The following is a 19,025-nucleotide window of genomic DNA, read 5'->3' as shown; positions in this document are numbered from 1 at the left end:
AACAGAACATGGCAATCGCCACGGAGGAATGATGAGCGACGGAAGTTATCGGGCCGAGGTCATCAGCGGTGGCTATCTGCCCATCGATGAAGAGGCATCTGTCCGCGCCAACAGAGGCTATTGGGACAATTCAGCTGAGGAATATCTCGCCGAGCACGGCAGTTTCCTCGGTGCCTCCGAGTTCATGTGGTGTCCCGAGGGAATTCATGAATCGGATGTCCGTCTGCTCGGAGATGTGAGCAGACGCCAGATCCTCGAGGTCGGCTGCGGCGCGGGTCAGTGCTCACGCTGGTTGGCCGAAGAGGGTGCAATCGCCACCGGAGTCGATGTCTCCGCCGGCATGCTCGAGCAGGCCTCGCGCCTGCAGCGTGAGCACCCGCTCAGCGACGACGCCACTCCCCCGACGTTCCTGCACGCCGATGCCCGTCAGCTTCCCTTCGCCTCGAACAGCTTCGACGTTGCGTTCTCCTCCTATGGGGCGCTGCCCTTCGTGAAGGACGCCGAGGTGGTTCTCGCCGAGGTCGCCCGTGTGGTCCGTCCGGGCGGACGGTGGGCGTTCTCGACGACGCATCCGATGCGCTGGATGTTCCCCGACGTGCCCGGCGAATCTGGCCTGACCGTTGAGTACTCCTACTTCGACCGGACCCCCTATGTGGAGATCTCCGCAGACGGCCAGCCGGTCTATGCTGAACACCACCGCACCATGGGTGATTGGGTGAACCTACTGGTGACAGCCGGCTTCACGATCGATTCGGTGACCGAACCTGAATGGCCGGAGTCCAACCAGACCGCTTGGGGCGGCTGGTCTCCGCTGCGTGGGACCCTGATGCCCGGCACCGTCATCTTCTCCACCACACTCAGCAAGGATTGACTCAACAGCAGACTGTCTCTGCACTGCCCACTGCCCTCAGTGGGCGGCGTCGTGCCAGGAGACGCCGGTTCCGACGTTGACGTCGAGGGGCACGTCCAGCTCGAAGGCTGATCCCATCTCCTCGGTCACGATCGATGTCACCGAATCGACCTCATCAGGGTGGACGTCGACGATGATCTCGTCATGGACCTGCAACAGGACCGTCGACTTCAGATCGCCGAGGCGGTCGCTGACCTTGAGCATCGCAATCTTCATGATGTCGGCGGCCGAACCCTGGATCGGGGCGTTGAGGGCGGCGCGTTCGGCCATGTCCCGCAGCTGCCTCCGGTCACTGTGCAGAGCGGGCAGGTAGCGACGGCGCCCCATGATGGTCTCCGTATAGCCGTTGGTCCTGGCCTGCTCGACGATCTCGTCGAGGTAGTCCTTGACCGCACCGAAGCGTTCGAAGTACTGCTCCATAAGGTTCTTCGCCTCGTCCACACCGATCGCCAGCTGACGGGAGAGCCCATAGGCGGAGAGTCCGTAGACCAGCCCATAGGACATGGCCTTGACCTTCGAGCGCATCGCGGAGTCGACCTCGTCGATGCCGACGCCGAAGACCTTCGACCCGACGTAGGAGTGCAGGTCTTCACCGTCCTTGAAAGCCTGGATGAGTGCCGCATCGCCCGAGAGATGGGCCATGATGCGCATTTCGATCTGCGAGTAGTCCGCCGTCAGGAGCCGAGAGTCGGTGACCTGCGGGTCGGCGATGAAGATCTCACGGATCCGCCGCCCTGATTCGGTGCGGACCGGAATGTTCTGCAGGTTCGGATCCAGTGAGGAAAGTCGACCTGTCGCAGCAACGGTCTGCTGATAGGTCGTGTGGATGCGACCGTCCTCGGCCACGGTTTTGAGGAGCCCGACGACGGTCTGTTTGAGCTTCGTCGAATCCCGGTAAGCCAGCAGGTGCTGCAGGAAAGGGTGCTCGGTCTTGATGAACAGCTCTGCCAGCGCCTCGGCATCGGTGGTGTACCCGGTCTTCGTGCGCTTGGTCTTGGGCATGTCGAGCTCGTCGAAGAGCACGGCCTGCAGCTGTTTCGGCGACCCGAGATTGACCTCATGGCCGATTGCCTCGTAGGCGAGTTCGGCGCTGGCGTTCGCCTGCTTCGTGAATTCCTCGATGAGACCGGACAGGCCAGCCTCGTCGACAGCGATGCCAGCGAGCTCCATCTCGGCCAGCACAGGAACAAGCGGCAGTTCGATGTCGCGATAGACCTGGCTCATGTTCGCCTCGTCGATCGCCGTGGCCAGTTTGTCGTGGACTTCGAGCAGCGCGGCGGCTCTGTGCCCGTGAGTCTGAGCGGTCTGGTCGGAGTCGAGGTCGAGGGCCAGCTGACCGCTGTCGCCAGTGGAGTCGCTGAGTTCGATGCCGGTGCGCTCGAGCGCGATCTGCGGCAGTTCGTAGCTGCGCTGATCGGGCACCAGGAGATAGGCGGCCAACGCCGTGTCACCGGCGACATCGTCGACGTCCAGGCCCAGCGAACGCCAGGCCTTGAGCTGCGTCTTCGAGCTGTGCAGAATCAGGGTCTTCGTCCGCAGCGCCGAGCTCAGCTTGGAGACGGCGGCTTCCCCCGCCTCGGCGAGGTCGACGACCCAAGCTTCCTCAGGTGCACCGGATACGGCGAGGATCCGAACATCACCGCGTCCGAGCTCGAAACGCGCATCGGAATCGAGGGCGAGCACATCGGAATCTGCCAACTTCTCAAGCAGACCGGGAACCTCGAGAGTTTCAATGGAGACTTCCCGAGCCGGACCGGCAGCTGCTTCCGGCACGGCCTCCTCGCCGAAGATCGCACTGAGTCGCTTGCCGAGCGCCTGGAATTCGAGCTGGTCGAACAGGCTCGAGAGCTCGGCCGGATCACCCTCTTCCCATTTCAAATCGGCATAGGTCAGACCCAGGTCCACATCGTCGAGCAGGCGGTTGAGCCGGAAATTGCGTTCGACATCAGGAATGTGGTCCCGCAGCTTCTCACCGACCTTGCCCTTGATCGACTCCGCATTCTCAAGCACGCCGGGCAGGTCACCGTAGGATGCCAGCCACTTCGCCGCAGTCTTGTCACCGACACCGGGTACTCCGGGAAGGTTGTCCGCCTTCTCCCCCACAAGGGCTGCGAGTCCACGGTAGTTTGCGGGAGTGACCGCGTACTTCTCTTCGATCGCGTCCGGGGTCATGCGGTTGAGATCGCTGACTCCGCGCTTGGGGTAGAGGATCGTCACGGAATCGCTCGAAAGCTGGAACGAGTCCTTGTCCCCGCTCATCACCTCGACAGCGGCGCCCGCCTCGGTGCCCATGCGAGCCATGGTCGCCAGCGCATCATCGGCCTCGAAACCCTCTTTGGTCACCACGGTGAGTCCCATTGCGACCACGATGTCCTTGATCAGGTCGATCTGGGGATGGAACTCCGGTGGGGTCTTGGCACGTCCGGCTTTGTACTCTGGGTACTCCTCCAGACGGAATGTCTGTCGCCCCAGGTCGAAGGCGACGGCCACGTGGCTCGGTGACTCGTCCCTGAGGACATTGATGAGCATCGAGATGAAGCCGTAGATGGCGTTCGTCGGCTGGCCGGTGCTGGTGGCGAAGTTCTCCACCGGCAGGGCGTGGAATGCCCGGTACGCCAGAGAGTGTCCATCGATGAGCAGGAGAGATTCGTTTACTTGAGTCACATGGCATAGCCTATCGTTCAAAACTGACATGAAGGAGAACGATGTTCAGACCAGAGGCATCACTGACCGCGCAGACCACTGAGGGACAGAGCAGGGAGCTGCTCGGCCAGCTCAATGCTCCCGAAGCAATCGGTGATCTGGCGGCGAAAATGGGGATCGAGTTCACAGAGCTGACTCACGAACATGTCACCGGCCACGTGCCGGTGAAAAGCAACACTCAGCCCATGGGCCTCTTCCACGGTGGCGGTCATGTGGTGCTCGCCGAATCGCTGGCATCCATGCATTCGTTCCTCATCTCCGGGGGTAAGAACGTCGTCGGTGTCGACCTCAATGCCACGCATCTGCGCGCCGCGCGAGATGGAACGGTGACCGGCCGCGCCGAGGTGCTCCATCAGGGACGCACGATCGTGTCCCATGAGGTGAAGATGACCGATGAAGCCGGTCGGCTTCTCTCGATCGTGCGGATCACGAACATGATCCTCAAGACCGACCCGAAATGATGCCCGGGCAGTAACAGCCGATGACAGGCAATGATGGCCAATGCGCTGTCACTGCTTCGCGGCAACGCAGGAGGCCGGCGAATCATCTTCGGATTCGCCGGCCTCAGTGTGTGTTCGGGTGGGTGCTGACTACTTGTCGGAGCCGATCTGTTTGAGAACGGTGTCCGCGACCTCACGCATTGTCAGGCGGCGGTCCATCGAGGTCTTCTGGATCCAACGGAAGGCCTCTGGCTCGCTCAGACCCATCGAGGTCTGGAGCAGGCTCTTCGCACGTTCGACGACCTTGCGGGTCTCGAAGCGTTCGGTCAGATCCGAGATCTCGCTCTCGAGGGAGCTGATCTCCGCATGACGCGACAGGGCGATCTCGAGGGCTGGGATGAGGTCCGCTGCGGTGAAGGGCTTGACCACGTAGGCCATTGCTCCCGCATCACGGGCTCGCTCAACGAGCTCCTTCTGCGAGAACGCCGTGAGCAGGACCACCGGAGCGATGCGCGCCTTGGCAATCCTCTCCGCTGCGGAGATTCCGTCGAGGATGGGCATCTTGATGTCCATCACGACGAGATCGGGGCGCAGCTCTTCGGCCAGGCGGATTGCGGATTCACCGTCTGCGGCTTCGCCGACGACGTCGTATCCGACCTCGCGCAGCATCTCGACGATGTCGAGACGAATCACGGCCTCGTCTTCCGCCACTACGACGCGGCGAACCGGCACGGACTCATCTGAAGTTGGTTGTTCGCTGTTTGAAAGCACGGCACCAGTCTAAACCAGGCCCACGCGTGGACCGACCTCGGTACCCAAGTTTCTTCTGTGATGGTAGCCACCCGTGTGATCGCCGCCACCGCAGTCGATTGTGCAATCGCGCAAAAGCTGTCGTAAACTCTAGCGTGGCGCGGATTCAATCCGTGCTCAGCCGGATTGGCGGAATCGGTAGACGCGGTGCACTCAAAATGCATTGTCGAGAGACGTGTGGGTTCGAGTCCCACATCCGGTACTTTTCGCCCCAGAGGCGGCAGAGTTCTGACAGCAGAGAACCCCTGAGCATGATTGCTCGGGGGTTCTCTGCATTTCGGCTGAGGCGGTGTTCCACCGGCGAACTCCGCCTCAGCCGATTCGACACCGCTCAGATCGTGGACTCAGGCTCGGGTCCCACCCGAGGAGCCTTCGAGTGAGGACTCTTCGAGTTCGGCTTCGATCGTGCCTGCGCCGTTCTCACCTGCATCCACGTCCTCGCCCATCGGGACATAGCCGTTGATGCGGTCCGAGTCATAGCGTGCTTCGTCGAGGATTCCGTGGCGCTTGGCCACGATGGCAGGCACGAGGGCCTGGCCGGAGACGTTGAGCGCGGTGCGCCCCATGTCGACGATCGGCTCAATCGCCAGCAGCAGTCCCACACCTTCAAGTGGAAGTCCGAGCGTGGACAGCGTCAGTGTCAGCATGACGGTGGCACCAGTTGTCCCTGCTGTTGCCGCCGAGCCGATGACTGAGACGAACACGATGAGGAAGTACTGGACGATTGTGAGGTCGATTCCGAAGAACTGGGCCACGAAGACCGCAGCGATCGCCGGGTAGATCGCGGCGCAGCCGTCCATCTTCGTGGTCGCGCCGAAGGGAACCGCGAATGCGGCGTAGCTCTGGGGAACTCCGAAGTTGTCGGTGGCGACCTTCTGGGTGACCGGCATGGTACCGATCGATGACCGGGAGACGAAGCCCATCTGAGCTGCGGGCCAGACTCCGGAGAAGTACTGACGCACGGAGAGGCCATTGAGCTTCGCCAGGGTCGGGTACACGCCGAAGAAGACGATTGCCAGGCCGATGTAGACGGCCACGACGAACCACAGCAGGGAACCCATGGTCGACCAGCCGTAGGAGTTCACGGCATTGCCGATGAGCCCGAGGGTGCCGATCGGGGCGATGCGCACGATCCACCACACCACCTTCTGGACGACGGCCAGGGCCGCCTCCACGAACTGGAGGAATGGCTCGGCGGCCTTTCCGACCTTGACTGCGGCAATGCCGATCGCGCCGGAGACGATGATGAGCTGAAGGATGTTGAAGTTGACCTCGGAGACCATAGCGCCGGATTCATCGGCGGAGGTGCCGACCTCGAGGCCGAGGAAGTTCACAGGCACGAGACCAGTGAGGAATCCGATCCAGCTGCCGTTCGAATCCGGTGCAGATTCGCTCAACGATGAGGCATCAGCGTGCATGCCCGGCTGGATCACAACGCCGAGGATGAGGCCGATGAGGACAGCAATGAGGGCCGTGAGCGCGAACCATAGGAGTGTCGAGACTGCAAGACTGGCAGCGTTGGTGACCTTGCGCAGGTTGCCGATGCTGGCGATGATCGCGGTGATCACAAGCGGCACGACGGCCGCCTTGAGGAGTGTCACATACGAGGACCCGATGGTGTCCAAGGTCTGACCGAGCCAGTTGTCCTGACCCTCACTGACCGGACCCCAGGACCGGGCGATCAGCCCGAGCACCACGCCCGCAATCAGGGCTATGGTGACCTGCACCCCGAAGGATCTGCTCCACTTGGGCAATCTCATGCGATTCCTCTTCTTTGCCTGTCAGTTTCGAAACAATGCTCAACGCAAGCGATGCTTGACTCAAGCATTGCTCAACTCAAGACACAACTGTTGAGCAATCTATGAAATTCCGCAAGTCCAAGTGAAGTGGGTCTCACTCACCAAAGCCGCACCGGCCACCACCTCCCCAAGCCACTCCGGTCACCACCCGCACATGGCAAACGGCGGCCACCCCAGATGGGGCGACCGCCGTTATCGACAGACTCAGCGCATGGGCGCTGTTGTGGCACTCAGTGCCTCGGTGTGCCGTTCTCCTTGACGATCGGCACCTCATGAGTGACCGGCGTTTCGGAGACGATGCCGTACCCGGCCAAAGGATCTTCCTCATCGTCCGAGGAGTCTTCGTAGGCTGCGGCAACACCCTTGGCTGCATCACCCATGGTGTGGATGCGCAGGGCATTGGTCGACCCGGGGATGCCGGGAGGGGAACCGGCTACGAGGATGGACTGATCGCCTTCGTGTGCTGTTCCGTCGGCTAGCAGCACGGCATCGACCTGTCTGGCCATCTGGTCCGTGTGTCGCACTGTCTTGACCAGGTAGGGGCGAACGCCCCAGGTCAGAGCCAGCTGGTGGCGAACCTGCGCATCAGGGGTGAACCCGAGGATCGGCCAGGCGGGACGCAGACGCGACATCCGGCGCACGGAGTCACCTGTCTGAGAGAAGGTGCAGAGCAGATCGATGTCGAGCTGTTCAGCAATCTGGACAGCGGCGGCCGTGACGGCCCCTCCCTTGGTGTGGGGAACTGTGCCCAGCTGCGGGATGCGCTCCATGCCGTGCTCTTCGGTGGACTCGATGATGCGGCTCATGGTCCGGATCGCTTCGACCCAGTATTCGCCGACCGAGGTCTCACCGGAGAGCATGAGGGCATCGGCACCGTCAAGGACGGCGTTGGCGCAGTCGCTCGCCTCGGCGCGGGTGGGCCTGGTGGCATCGATCATGGTCTCGAGCATCTGAGTGGCCACGATGACGGGCTTGGCCTGCTGTCGAGCGATCTCGACCGCACGCTTCTGGACGATCGGGACCTGCTCAAGCGGCAGTTCCACGCCGAGGTCGCCGCGGGCGACCATGATTCCGTCGAAGGCGTCGATGACCGCGTCGAGCTGCTCCACGGCCTGCGGCTTCTCCAGCTTGGCGATGACGGGGGCGTGGATGCCGACTTCGTCCATCACCGCCCTGACGTCATCCATGTCCTCGGGGCTGCGGACGAAGGACAGAGCCACCCAGTCGAAGCCGAGGTTGAGGCCCCATTTGAGGTCCTCTATGTCCTTCTCCGACAGTGCCGGCACGGAGACCGGAACACCGGGAAGGTTGATGCCTTTGTGGTTCGAGATCGTTCCGCCGATCTCCACCTCGGTGACGACATCGGTGTCGGTGACCTCGGTGGCACGCAGACGCAGGCGCCCATCGTCGATGAGCAGCGGATCTCCGACGGAGACATCGCCCGGCAGGGTCGAGAGCGTGGTGCTTACGACCTCCGCTGTGCCCGCGATGTCACGGTTGGTGATCGTGAATGTTGCGCCTTCGACGAGCTCTTCCTTGCCGTTGGCAAAATTGCCGACCCTGATCTTGGGGCCCTGCAGGTCCAACAGCAATGCGACTGCGCGACCTGTATCGAGTGCAGCCTGGCGAACCCAGGCGAATTTCTCTTCGTGCTCTTCCCGCTTGCCGTGGCTGAGATTGAATCTGGCCACATCGACGCCTTCGTCGACAAGAGCGCGGATCTCTTCATAGGAGTTCTGGTTCGGACCTAATGTTGCGACTATCTTTGCACGCCTCATGCACACCACCCTACCTGTAGCGTGGCAGGCGATACGAACCGCCTGCCACGTCTGTTCGTCGGAGGAGAATCACACACACCTACGTGCGGACTTCTCATTAAATGACACGGACTATCTTAACATTTAAAACTCTTTTCGTGTGGTCTGACCGGTTCTGGGAGCCGTGATGAGCCGGTGAGGAAGCGATCCACCTCGGCCGCCGCCGAGCGCCCCTCAGCGATGGCCCACACGATCAGCGACTGGCCCCGACCTGCGTCACCGGCGATGAAGACACCCGGCGCCGAACCCACATAGGAGTCATCGCGGGCGAAGGCGCCTCCTTCTGCAACGTCAAGGCCCAACGCTTCAGACTCGGGACCTGAGAACCCCAATGCCAAGAGGACGAGGTCAGCGTCGAGACGGTGCTCGGTACCAGGAGTTGGAACTCGTGCGCCATCGACGAAGCGGGTCTCGGCGACGTCGATGCCCATGACGCTGCCCCCGTCGTCGCCGACGAATCCAGTCGTCGACGCGAGGTAGCGCCGTGTTCCGCCCTCCTCATGAGAGGACTGGACTTCGAAGATCCGCGGAACCGTCGGCCAGGGATCGGACTCGCTGCGCTCGGCGGGAGGCTGCGTTCCGATCGCCAGTGTCGTCACCGAGGCAGCGGCCTGCCGCAGTGCCGTGCCCAAGCAGTCGGCACCCGTATCGCCGCCGCCGATGATGATCACGTGTTTGCCGCGGGCATCGATGAAGCCTCCGGACTTCCCGCGCCCCGACTGATCGGTGTCCTGCACCCCAGATTGTTCCCCTGCCTGCACCCTGTTCGAGGGCACCAGATAGTCCATCGCGAATTCGATGCCGTCGAGGTCCCGGCCGGCGATGCCCATGTCTCGGGGAACCGTGGCTCCCGTACATACGATGACCGCGTCGAAGCTCGACTGCAGCTCCTCGAGGCTGATGTCGACTCCGATCTCCATTGACGTCTTGAAGCGTGTGCCCTCAGCACGCATTTGGTCGAGTCGGCGGTCGATGTGGTGCTTCTCGAGTTTGAAGTCGGGAATCCCATAGCGCAGCAGGCCGCCGAGGCGGGCGTCGCGTTCGTAGACGACGACCGTGTGACCGGCTCTCGTCAGCTGTTGGGCTGCTGACAGGCCGGCGGGCCCGGAGCCGATGACGGCCACCGTGTGCCCGGTGATCCGCTCCGGGATCACCGGCTGGATGAGGCCGGCTTCGAAGCCCTGGTCGACTATGGTCACCTCGACCTGTTTGATCGTCACGGCCGGTTGGTTGATGCCGAGGACGCAGGCGTTCTCACATGGTGCCGGGCATGCCCTGCCGGTGAATTCAGGGAAATTGTTCGTCGCATGCAGCAGTTCGACCGCCCGGGGCAGCTCTCCGCGATACATTGCATCATTGAACTCGGGAATCAGATTGCCCAAGGGGCAGCCCTGATGGCAGAAGGGGACGCCGCAGTCCATGCACCGTGAGGCCTGTCTGCGCAGCTGTTCGGGGTCCCCCGCCTCGTAGACCTCGCGATAGTCCATCAGGCGGATGGGGACCGGTCGACGCCGGGGCGTCTCCCTCTGATCGACGCTTAGGAATCCGTGTGGATCAGCCATTGGCAACCTCCAGAATTGTGTGCCAGGCGGCTTCGGAATCCAGGGGCTCTCCAGACGCGGTGAGCTCGTCCTGAACGTCTTTGACCAACGCATAGGCGACGGGGATGATCTTCGTGAATCGGGAGAGGACGTCTTCTCCCCTGCGCAGTCCCTCGAGCAGCTGCGTGGCCAGGGGTGAATTCGTCCACTGAACATGTTCAGATAGCAGTCGCTGCAGCACGTCCGTATCGGCGATTCCGACCCCGGTGAAGCGGAACACCCCGGCGGCGCGTTCCTTGGGGTTGAGCCGGGCCGGGTTGAAGTCGAGGACGTACGCCGTGCCACCGGACATTCCGGCGGCGAAGTTGCGTCCGGTGCTGCCGAGGATCACGGCGATTCCTCCTGTCATGTACTCAAGGCCGTGATCGCCGATGCCCTCGGCGACCGCCTCGGCGCCGGAATTGCGCACCATGAAGCGCTCCCCCACCTGACCGGACACGAACAGCTTGCCGGCCGTCGCACCGTAGCCCAGCACATTTCCGGCGATCACGTTGTGTTCGGGACGGGTCGGGTTCTCAGGCTGGGGATGCACGCTGATCGTTCCCCCGGAGAGTCCCTTGCCGACGTAGTCGTTGGCATCTCCGTGCAGGTCGATGGTGACACCGTGAGGCAGGAACGCCCCGAGTGACTGTCCTGCGGTTCCGTGCAGCGACAGTCTGATCGTGTCCTCACGCAGCCCCCGATCTGCATGGGTGCGGGTGACGTGGTGGCCCAGCAGTGTGCCGACGCTGCGGTCCGTGTTCGCAATCGCCGAGGTGATCGTGACCTTCGTCCCGGACCGGATCGACGCCTGCGCCTGCGCCAACAGACGCAGGTCGAGTTCGTCCGCGAAGTCCCGGTCGACCGCGCTCGTGCACCTGCGCGCCACCGTGGTGTTGCCGTGAACATCTTCGGGCACCTTCAGGATGGATGCCAGGTCGAGGTGCAGGCCGGAGGCACGCTCTTGGGCTTCATCGATGCGCAGCCGCTCGACCGCGCCGATGGCCTCATCGAGCGTCCGCAGTCCCAGTTGTGCAAGATAGCCGCGGACCTCCTCGGCGATGAAAGTGAAGAAGTTCACCACATGGTCGGCCTGACCGTGGAAGCGTTCGCGCAGCTTCGGGTTCTGCGTCGCCACACCGACGGGGCAGGTGTCTTTGTGGCACACGCGCATCATGATGCAGCCGGAAACGACGAGAGCCGCGGTCGCGAACCCGAACTCCTCACCGCCGAGCAGAGCGGCGATGATGACATCCCGTCCGGTCTTCAGCTGACCGTCGACCTGAACGCTGACCTTGTCCCGCAGACCATTGAGCACCAGCGTCTGCTGGGCTTCGGCCAAGCCCAGCTCCCACGGTGTGCCGGCGTGCTTGAGCGAGTTCAACGGGCTGGCCCCCGTGCCTCCGTCATGGCCGGAGATGAGCACGACGTCGGCACCGGCCTTGGCCACCCCGGCGGCAACCGTGCCGACCCCGATCCCGGAGACGAGCTTGACGTGCACACGGGCCCGGGCGTTGGCCCGACCGAGATCGTGGATGAGCTGGGCAAGGTCTTCGATGGAGTAGATGTCATGATGCGGTGGTGGGGAGATGAGTCCGACTCCGGGAGTGGAGTGCCGGGTCTTTGCGATCCACGGGTAGACCTTGGCCCCGGGCAGCTGCCCGCCCTCTCCGGGTTTCGCTCCCTGCGCCATCTTGATCTGCAGGTCATCGGCCTCGCTCAGATAATGACTCGTCACACCGAAGCGACCGCTGGCGATCTGCTTGATCGCCGATCGGCGTTCGGGATCGGTCAGGCGTTCGGTGTCTTCACCGCCCTCACCGGTGTTCGACTTGCCGCCGATGCGGTTCATCGCGATCGCCAGGGTCTCGTGGGCCTCCTGCGACAGCGACCCATAGCTCATCGCGCCGGTCGAGAATCGCTTCATGATCGCCGAGGCGGGTTCCACCTCGGCGATGTCGATGGGTCCGGTGTCTGCGGGGACGAGCTCGAACAGGCCACGCAGCGTCATCAGCTCACGGGACTGTTCGTTGACCGCCCGAGTGTATTCGCCGAAGATGTCGAATCGTCCGGTGGCGGTGGAGTGCTGAAGCTTGAAGATCGTCTCCGGATTGAACAGGTGGCCCGGTCCCTCCCGTCTCCATTGGTACTCACCACCGATACGCAGATTCCGGTGCGCGGGTGCGGGATGATCGTCGCGATGGGCATCGGCGTGCCGGGCATTGGACTCCCCAGTGATCTCGATGATTCCCTTCCCACTCAGCTGATGCGGGGTGGAGGTGAAGTACTCGTCGATGAAGTCAGCGGAGAGTCCGAGGGCTTCGAAGGTCTGCGCACCGTGATAGGACTGCACCGTCGAGATCCCCATCTTCGACATGATCTTCAGCAGGCCCTTGTTCAGAGCCGTGAGCACATTGGCCACGGCAGCTGCCTCACTGACACCGCGGATGCGATCCGAGCGCACGAGCGCCTCCGCCGACTCCATGACGAGATACGGGTTGACCGCAGACGCTCCGAAGGCCACAAGAGTGGCCACATGATGGACTTCCCGCACGTCACCGGCTTCGACGATGATCGACACACGAGTGCGGGATCGGGCTCGCACCAGGTGGTGATGGAGCGCTGAGGTCAGAAGCAGGGACGGGATCGGAGCGAGATCGACCGTGGAGTCCCTGTCGCTGAGGATGATGAACACGGCTCCGGCCTCGACCGCGGCGCTCGCCTCCTGGCACAACACCTCGAGCCGTGCCGCCATGGCTTCGGGTCCGGCATTCACCGAATACAGGCCCGACAGGGTCACGCTGGGTCGGCCATCGTCGACGCCGAGGTGGTGGCCCTGGACGTGGGAGATCGCCGTGAGCTCGTCGTTGTCGATGACGGGCCGGTCGAGCAGGATGTGCGCAGAGTCAGGTCGCGTGGACTGGAGCAGGTTGCCTTCCCGGCCGATGCTCGAGGACATGCTCGTGACGATGTCCTCGCGGATGGAGTCCAGCGGCGGGTTCGTCACCTGTGCGAAGTTCTGATGGAAGTAGTCGAAGAGGAGTCTGGGCCGTGTGCTCAGCGCCGCGATCGCGGTGTCCGTGCCCATGGCTCCGAGCGGCTCGGCCCCGGTCTCCGCCATGGGTGAGATCAGGATCCGCAGCTCCTCCTCGGTGTAGCCGAAGGTGCGTTGGCGTCTCCGGACGGAAGCCTGCGGGTGGGTGACGTGGATTCGGGTAGGCAGGTCGGCCAGTCGTCGGGAGCACCCCTTGACCCAGTCCTCATACGGGTGTTCGGAGGCCAGCTGGTTTTTGATCTCTGTGTCGGAGATGATGCGCTCGGATTCGGTGTCGACGAGGAACATGCGGCCCGGGGTCAGACGCCCACGGGCAACGATGTCGGTCTCCGGTAAGTCGACGACGCCGATCTCGCTGGCCAGCACGACAGTGTCAGATGTCATGACGTAGCGCGCTGGTCGCAGCCCGTTGCGGTCGAGGACAGCACCGGCAAGCTTGCCATCGGTGAAGGCCACACAGGCCGGTCCGTCCCACGGCTCCATCAGCAGGGAGTGGTATTCGTAGAAGGCTCTGCGGGACTCCCCCATGCCGGGGGTGTTCTCCCAGGCTTCGGGGATCATCATCAGCATCGCCTGCGGCAGGGATCGTCCCGAGGCGACTATGAGCTCGAGCACGGAATTGAATGAGGCCGAGTCGGAGGCACCCGGGGGCACGATCGGGCACAATCTCTCGAGACTCGACGAGGTCCCGGGCACAGGAGAGGTGAGGAGAACAGAGGCCAGAGTCGATTCTCTGGCCTTCATCCAGTTGCGGTTACCGCGCACCGTGTTGATCTCACCATTGTGGGCGATCGTGCCGAAGGGCTGTGCCAGCTGCCAGGACGGGAACGTATTCGTCGAGAATCGTGAATGCACGAGCGCGATCCGTGAGGTCACACGATCGTCAAGCAATTCGGTGTAGAAGGCGGAGAGCTGTCCTGTCGAGAGCATGCCCTTGTACGTGATCGTCGCGGGTGAGAGCGAGGGGAAGTAGATTCCGGCGTGGTCGAGACGTTTCCTCACAATGTAGGCCCGGCGGGTGAGGTCATGGTCGTCGCGTGAGGGGTAGCGTTCGTCGATGCCGAAGAAGACCTGCAACATGACGGGCATCGTGGCGCGGGCGGTGGCGCCGAGCACGCTGGCATCGTGGGGAACGTCGCGGTAGGCCAGAACACACAGCCCCTCTTCGGCGGCGATGCGTTCGAGGAGAGACTCCTCGTTGTGGGCCGAGGGGAACGAGACTGCGGGCTCGGGCTCAGACGCTCTGGTCAGGTCAGCTCGGTAGTCCTGAGCGAAGAAACCGATTCCCGCGGCGTAGGCGCCGGGATCGGGAAGCTCGACGCCCTGCTCACGCAGCACCTCGGCGAAGTAGTCGTGAGGCATCTGCAGGGTGATGCCAGCACCGTCGCCGGTGCCCTCATCGGAGCCGATTCCGCCGCGATGCTCAAGTTTGCGCAGAGCGCTCAGAGCCTGCTCGACAACCTTGTGGTCGGCCGGTCCGCGGTAGCGAACGATGAGTGCGAGTCCGCAGGCATCATGCTCGAGGGCGGGATCGTAGAGTCCTGCGCGCACTGGGTGGCGCAAAGTTTTCGGGTTCGAAGAGTCATCACTGTACATCGCTGCCTTCACGGGGTGTAGGTATCTACGTTAAAGACGGCGCTGTCTCTAGCTGTTGGTGCGGTGTCTTAAGAAGATCGTCCTCAGACAAAGGTGTGACGTGGTTCTCACGGTCGGATACCTAACCTACACCCCTGGGCAGCTCAGGTAGGCAGCGAAAAAGGACCGTAAAAAGAACCAGAACGTCTCAGTCGTCGGAGTTCGAACCGTTGGTGTCGTGAGATCGCGGCCTCACATCCGGCGTGATCGAGATCGCCGAGGTGACCGCTCCGAAGTATCCGAAGCCGTGCCCTCCGAAGTCCTCGCCGGCGCCCTTCGCGGCATCATCCGTGGCACGTGCCAGCTTCCGCGCACGCCGAGCCAGGCGATAGACGACTATGCCGACGATGAGGAGGACGACAAGGAGCGCAAGGGCCCCCAGGACCCAGAATGGGATCAAGACCGAGCCGAGCTGAAGGCCGTTGTCGGCGCTGAGCAAATCGGCCCGGCTCATGCACAGCCCTCGGCGAGTTCAGTGGCCAAGGCTGAGATTCCGCTGACTCCGTCGCTGTCAAGAGCACGCACCAGGGCAGAGCCGACGATCACACCGTCGGCGTAGTCGGCGACTTCTGCGGCCTGTTCGCGGGTTGAGACTCCGAGCCCGACGCAGGCGTGCGGTGCTCCGGCCTCTTTGAGGCGGCTCACCAGGTCGCGAGCGTGGTTGTCGACCTCGGAGCGAACTCCTGTCACGCCCATCGTCGAGGAGGCATAGACGAATCCACGGCTCGCATTCACGATGGCGGCAAGACGTTCGGGGGTCGATGAGGGTGCGGCGAGGAAGATGCGGTCCAGATCGTACTCGTCTGAGGCGCTCACCCATTCGGGGGCCTCATCGGGGATCAGGTCCGGGGTGATGATGCCGCCGCCGCCGGCCGAATCCAGGTCGCGGGCGAAGGCGGAGACACCGTATTGCAGGACGATGTTCCAGTAGCTCATCACTACGGCAGTTCCGCCGGCCTCGGCGACAGCTGAGACAGCGGTGAAGATGTCGGAGGTCCGCACCCCGGCAGCGAGTCCCTGTTCTGCGGCCCGCTGGATGACAGGGCCATCCATTCCAGGATCGGAGTAGGGCATGCCGACCTCGACGATGTCGACGCCGGACTTCACGAGTTCGACCATGGCCTCGATGGACCCCTCGACGGAAGGGAATCCGACGGGCAGGTAGCCGATGAGTGCGGCCTTGCGACCCGCTTGGGCGACCGCGTCGAGAGTGGTACCTGTTCGGAATCCTGAGCTCGTCATACCTGCACAGCTCCTTCGTCGAAGTAGTTGAACCATTTGGCGGCGGTCGTCATGTCCTTGTCACCGCGCCCCGAGAGGTTCACGAGCAAGACAGCATCGCTGCCGAGTTCCTGGCCGATGCGCATCGCGCCAGCCAGTGCGTGAGCGGATTCGATTGCGGGGATGATGCCTTCGGTCCGTGACAGGAGCTGCATGGCTTCCATCGCCTCTTCGTCGACGACGGGTTCGTAGGTCACACGCTCCGTGTCGTGGAGATGGGAATGCTCGGGGCCGACCGATGGGTAGTCGAGTCCGGCGGAGATCGAGTGGGAGCCTCGTGTCTGGCCGTCTTCGTCCTGCAGGATGTAGGTAGCGGAACCGTGAAGGACTCCGGGGCGTCCGCCGGAGAATCGGGCGGCGTGATGGCCGCTGTCGACGCCTTCTCCTCCGGCTTCGAAGCCGTAGATCTTCACCTCGGTATCGGCGAGGAACGCGGCGAAGATGCCCATGGCATTCGACCCGCCGCCGACACAGGCGCAGACCGCATCGGGCAGACGGCCGACAGCGTTCTGGATCTGTTCGCGGGATTCGATGCCGATGATGTCTTGGAATGACCGCACCATGGCTGGGAAGGGGTGGGGGCCAGCGACGGTGCCGATGATGTAGTGGGTGCGATCCACGTTGGCGACCCAGTCACGCATCGCTTCGTTCATCGCGTCTTTGAGTGTCTTGGTGCCGTTGGACACGGAGTTGACCTTGGCTCCGAGCAGACGCATCCGGGCAACGTTGAGTGCCTGTCGCTGAGTGTCCTCTTCGCCCATGTAGACCTCGCACTCCATGTCGAGGAGAGCGGCTGCTGTGGCTGTGGCGACACCATGCTGTCCGGCACCGGTCTCGGCGATGACGCGAGTCTTACCCATGCGTTTGGCTAGGAGAGCCTGACCCAAGGCGTTGTTGATCTTGTGGCTGCCGGTGTGATTGAGGTCCTCACGCTTAAGGAAGACCCGGGCTCCGCCGCAGTGCTCGGCGAAACGGGTGGCCTCGGTGAGCAGGCTGGGACGGCCGATGTAGTTCTTCTGCAGGTCCAGCAGCTGTTCCGTGAACTGCGGATCAACTTGGGATTTGCGCCATGTCTCCTCGATCTCGTCGAGTGCGGGGATCAGCGCTTCTGGGAAGAACCTGCCTCCGTACGAACCGAAATAGGGTCCGTTCTCCTGGCTCAAATCGGTCATTGCCGTCCTTCGTGGTGCAAATTGGTGTTCGGGTGGATCAAGACTGACGACTGGTCGCCGCCCGGCGTTTCTGCCCGATCGAGGTGAACTCGGCCACAGCGGACTTCGCGTCGCCGCCGGTCACCAGCGCCTCGCCGACGAGCACGAGATCGGCGCCGGCATCGGCGTAGGTCTCGACATCTGCGGGGCCTGCGACTCCGGACTCTGCCACGAGCGTGCATTCTGCCGGCGCCAGATCGGACAGCGGCGCGAAGCGGTTCGTGTCGACGCTGAGATCTTTGAGGTTGCGGGTGTTGATGCCGATCAGTGGGGCATCGAGTTCAGCCGCAATCGCCAGCTCTTCGGCGTTGTGCGTCTCTACGAGGGCCGTCATCCCCAATTCGTGGGCGAGGGCGTGGAACTCGTGGAGTTGGGCGACATCGAGTGCCGCAACGATGAGGAGGACGAGATCGGCGCCATGGGCTCGCGCCTCATGGAACTGGTACTCATCGACCATGAAATCCTTGCGCAGGACAGGAACGTCGACGGCTGCCCGGACGGAGTCGAGATCATCCAGGCTGCCGGAGAAGCGACGTCCTTCCGTGAGGACGCTGATCGCCTGTGCTCCCCCGGCGGCGTAGAGGCCGGCCAAGGTTCCTGGATCCGGGATGTGGGCAAGGTCTCCGCGGGAAGGAGAACGTCGTTTCACCTCGGCGATGACCCCGAATTCGGCATCAAGATCGAACGCACGCGCAGGCTGAGCCTCACGCGCGCGGTCGATGACGTCTGCCAGTGGTGTCTGCCTCCGGCGTTCGGCGAGATCTTCGCGTACTCCGGCGACGATGTCGTCGAGAACTGTCATTTCTTCTTCGGCTTGTTTCCCAGACCGACAGCACGCAGGATGACGCCGACGATGAAGCCGAGTACGACGACGCCGACGCCCACGTAGGTGATGGTCGCGGTGTGGATCGTGAACCCGACGCAGCCGATGGTGACGCCGATGAGCATGATGATGACGCCGGTCCAACCGGCCACGGAATTCCCGTGTCCTGGGTCGGCGATGGCTGCATAGTCGATCGTCGATTTGTCGAGATCGGTTGCGCCGTTACGAGCGACGGTTTGCGACATGGTGCTCCTTAGAGATGCAGGCGTGGCACGCGTGAAAACTTGTTGCATCCATTGTGACACGCTTCGAGTTGGGTCGAGACACCGACCCGGTCACGAGGTCATTTCGATTCATCTTCGGCCCCACCAGCGTTGGGATCGGTGCCATCGGCTGTCGGCTCGTGGCCGTCATCGGACTCAGGGACCGATGTTTCGCTGGCCTCAGGCTCCGACGTTTCCGGGCCCGGTTCGGGGTCGTCTCCGCGGGAGAGTGCGTCCCAGGTCGCGGCCGAGTCGAATTCTTCGCCCCCGGCTTCCGCCGTCCTGGCATACCGGTTCGAATTGGCCCAACTTGCCGAGGCGAAGGCCACGTAGACGATGACGAGGAGGGCGATGGCTGCCGCGCACAGTCCCCCGATCGGCCAGGCGGTGGCACCGGGGGCCGACAAGGACTGCAGCGCCGTCATGCCGTAGCCGATCGCGGCCAATGCAGCGAAACCGAGGACGACGAAGCGTCCGATCTTGCCGAGCATGGCCGAGAGCAGTCCGGTGACGGCGATGATTGCGACGCAGGCGGTCGCGACCGGCGATGCCTGAGAACTCGCGTCCTCTGTGACATCGGCTACGCCTGCAGGCCCGAGCGTGTCACCGGCGACGCCGGCCTGCCAAGACGCAATGCTGATGGCCCACAGGGCACCGGCGAGGATGAGCACGAGGAGAACACCACGTGATTTCGTCAT

Annotated in this window: 14 protein-coding genes and 1 tRNA gene; 3 read left to right on the top strand and 12 right to left on the bottom strand. The window is 63.1% G+C overall.

The genetic code is table 11. The features are described from left to right. The first annotated feature begins 31 nt into the window (after window positions 1-31). Window positions 32-871 carry a class I SAM-dependent methyltransferase gene (locus tag INT29_RS01255; RefSeq protein ID WP_101570470.1) on the top strand — a complete coding sequence of 280 codons (840 nt, stop codon included), beginning with the start codon at window positions 32-34 and terminating at the stop codon, window positions 869-871. A 36-nt stretch (window positions 872-907) separates the two neighbouring features. On the opposite strand, the gene polA is transcribed toward INT29_RS01255, so the two are convergent. Next, window positions 908-3,574, bottom strand: coding sequence for a DNA polymerase I (polA, locus tag INT29_RS01250; RefSeq protein WP_193070494.1), 2,667 nt, complete (start codon window positions 3,572-3,574; stop codon window positions 908-910). A 41-nt stretch (window positions 3,575-3,615) separates the two neighbouring features. Between polA and INT29_RS01245 the strand changes: the two genes are divergently transcribed. Next, window positions 3,616-4,074 carry a PaaI family thioesterase gene (locus INT29_RS01245; protein ID WP_101570285.1) on the top strand — a complete coding sequence of 153 codons (459 nt, stop codon included), beginning with the start codon at window positions 3,616-3,618 and terminating at the stop codon, window positions 4,072-4,074. A gap of 129 nt (window positions 4,075-4,203) precedes the next feature. On the opposite strand, the gene INT29_RS01240 is transcribed toward INT29_RS01245, so the two are convergent. After that, on the bottom strand, window positions 4,204-4,824 hold the full coding sequence (locus tag INT29_RS01240; RefSeq protein WP_374701013.1) for an ANTAR domain-containing response regulator: 621 nt from the start codon (window positions 4,822-4,824) through the stop codon (window positions 4,204-4,206). Between the two features lie 159 nt (window positions 4,825-4,983). Between INT29_RS01240 and INT29_RS01235 the strand changes: the two genes are divergently transcribed. Beyond that, window positions 4,984-5,065: transfer RNA gene (locus INT29_RS01235), tRNA-Leu, on the top strand. Window positions 5,066-5,207: 142 nt separating this feature from the next. On the opposite strand, the gene INT29_RS01230 is transcribed toward INT29_RS01235, so the two are convergent. From INT29_RS01230 to INT29_RS01185, 10 genes are all read right to left on the bottom strand, one after another. Further along, window positions 5,208-6,623, bottom strand: coding sequence for a dicarboxylate/amino acid:cation symporter (locus tag INT29_RS01230; RefSeq protein WP_101570287.1), 1,416 nt, complete (start codon window positions 6,621-6,623; stop codon window positions 5,208-5,210). A 269-nt stretch (window positions 6,624-6,892) separates the two neighbouring features. Continuing rightward, window positions 6,893-8,440 carry a pyruvate kinase gene (gene pyk / locus INT29_RS01225; RefSeq protein ID WP_193070493.1) on the bottom strand — a complete coding sequence of 516 codons (1,548 nt, stop codon included), beginning with the start codon at window positions 8,438-8,440 and terminating at the stop codon, window positions 6,893-6,895. Between the two features lie 116 nt (window positions 8,441-8,556). Beyond that, window positions 8,557-10,041 (bottom strand): glutamate synthase subunit beta, encoded by a 1,485-nt coding sequence (locus tag INT29_RS01220; protein WP_101570289.1) that lies wholly within the window; start codon window positions 10,039-10,041, stop codon window positions 8,557-8,559. Next, window positions 10,034-14,710, bottom strand: coding sequence for a glutamate synthase large subunit (gene gltB, locus INT29_RS01215; RefSeq protein ID WP_193070591.1), 4,677 nt, complete (start codon window positions 14,708-14,710; stop codon window positions 10,034-10,036). The genes INT29_RS01220 and gltB overlap by 8 nt, the downstream gene beginning before the upstream one ends. Window positions 14,711-14,897: 187 nt before the next feature. Beyond that, a complete protein-coding gene (locus tag INT29_RS01210; RefSeq protein WP_193070492.1) occupies window positions 14,898-15,203 on the bottom strand; it encodes a hypothetical protein in 306 nt (101 codons plus the stop codon). Next, entirely contained in the window at window positions 15,200-15,991 is a 792-nt protein-coding gene (gene trpA, locus INT29_RS01205) for a tryptophan synthase subunit alpha (RefSeq protein ID WP_101570292.1), read from the bottom strand. The genes INT29_RS01210 and trpA overlap by 4 nt, the downstream gene beginning before the upstream one ends. Beyond that, on the bottom strand, window positions 15,988-17,202 hold the full coding sequence (gene trpB / locus INT29_RS01200; protein ID WP_193070491.1) for a tryptophan synthase subunit beta: 1,215 nt from the start codon (window positions 17,200-17,202) through the stop codon (window positions 15,988-15,990). Before trpB ends, trpA begins: the two co-directional genes overlap by 4 nt. Window positions 17,203-17,239: 37 nt before the next feature. Next, complete coding sequence (trpC, locus tag INT29_RS01195) at window positions 17,240-18,043, bottom strand: indole-3-glycerol phosphate synthase TrpC (RefSeq protein WP_101570294.1); 804 nt, start codon at window positions 18,041-18,043, stop codon at window positions 17,240-17,242. Beyond that, on the bottom strand, window positions 18,040-18,309 hold the full coding sequence (locus INT29_RS01190; protein WP_101570295.1) for an HGxxPAAW family protein: 270 nt from the start codon (window positions 18,307-18,309) through the stop codon (window positions 18,040-18,042). Before INT29_RS01190 ends, trpC begins: the two co-directional genes overlap by 4 nt. Window positions 18,310-18,407: 98 nt before the next feature. Beyond that, a complete protein-coding gene (locus tag INT29_RS01185; protein ID WP_226830494.1) occupies window positions 18,408-19,025 on the bottom strand; it encodes a Trp biosynthesis-associated membrane protein in 618 nt (205 codons plus the stop codon).

It is taken from the genome of Brevibacterium sp. FME37, assembly GCF_014897485.1.
Taxonomy (GTDB): domain Bacteria; phylum Actinomycetota; class Actinomycetes; order Actinomycetales; family Brevibacteriaceae; genus Brevibacterium.
This window is presented reverse-complemented; position numbering and strand designations above follow the sequence as displayed.

Bases quoted from the DNA above. Each gene is read 5' to 3' on its own strand.
- INT29_RS01255 (WP_101570470.1), top strand. From the start codon at position 32: ATGAGCGACGGAAGTTATCGGGCCGAGGTCATCAGCGGTGGCTATCTG.
- INT29_RS01245 (WP_101570285.1), top strand. From the start codon at position 3,616: ATGTTCAGACCAGAGGCATCACTGACCGCGCAGACCACTGAGGGACAG.
- INT29_RS01230 (WP_101570287.1), bottom strand. From the start codon at position 6,623: ATGAGATTGCCCAAGTGGAGCAGATCCTTCGGGGTGCAGGTCACCATA.
- pyk (WP_193070493.1), bottom strand. From the start codon at position 8,440: ATGAGGCGTGCAAAGATAGTCGCAACATTAGGTCCGAACCAGAACTCC.
- INT29_RS01220 (WP_101570289.1), bottom strand. From the start codon at position 10,041: ATGGCTGATCCACACGGATTCCTAAGCGTCGATCAGAGGGAGACGCCC.
- gltB (WP_193070591.1), bottom strand. From the start codon at position 14,710: ATGTACAGTGATGACTCTTCGAACCCGAAAACTTTGCGCCACCCAGTG.
- INT29_RS01210 (WP_193070492.1), bottom strand. From the start codon at position 15,203: ATGAGCCGGGCCGATTTGCTCAGCGCCGACAACGGCCTTCAGCTCGGC.
- trpA (WP_101570292.1), bottom strand. From the start codon at position 15,991: ATGACGAGCTCAGGATTCCGAACAGGTACCACTCTCGACGCGGTCGCC.
- trpB (WP_193070491.1), bottom strand. From the start codon at position 17,202: ATGACCGATTTGAGCCAGGAGAACGGACCCTATTTCGGTTCGTACGGA.
- trpC (WP_101570294.1), bottom strand. From the start codon at position 18,043: ATGACAGTTCTCGACGACATCGTCGCCGGAGTACGCGAAGATCTCGCC.
- INT29_RS01190 (WP_101570295.1), bottom strand. From the start codon at position 18,309: ATGTCGCAAACCGTCGCTCGTAACGGCGCAACCGATCTCGACAAATCG.
- INT29_RS01185 (WP_226830494.1), bottom strand. From the start codon at position 19,025: ATGACGAAATCACGTGGTGTTCTCCTCGTGCTCATCCTCGCCGGTGCC.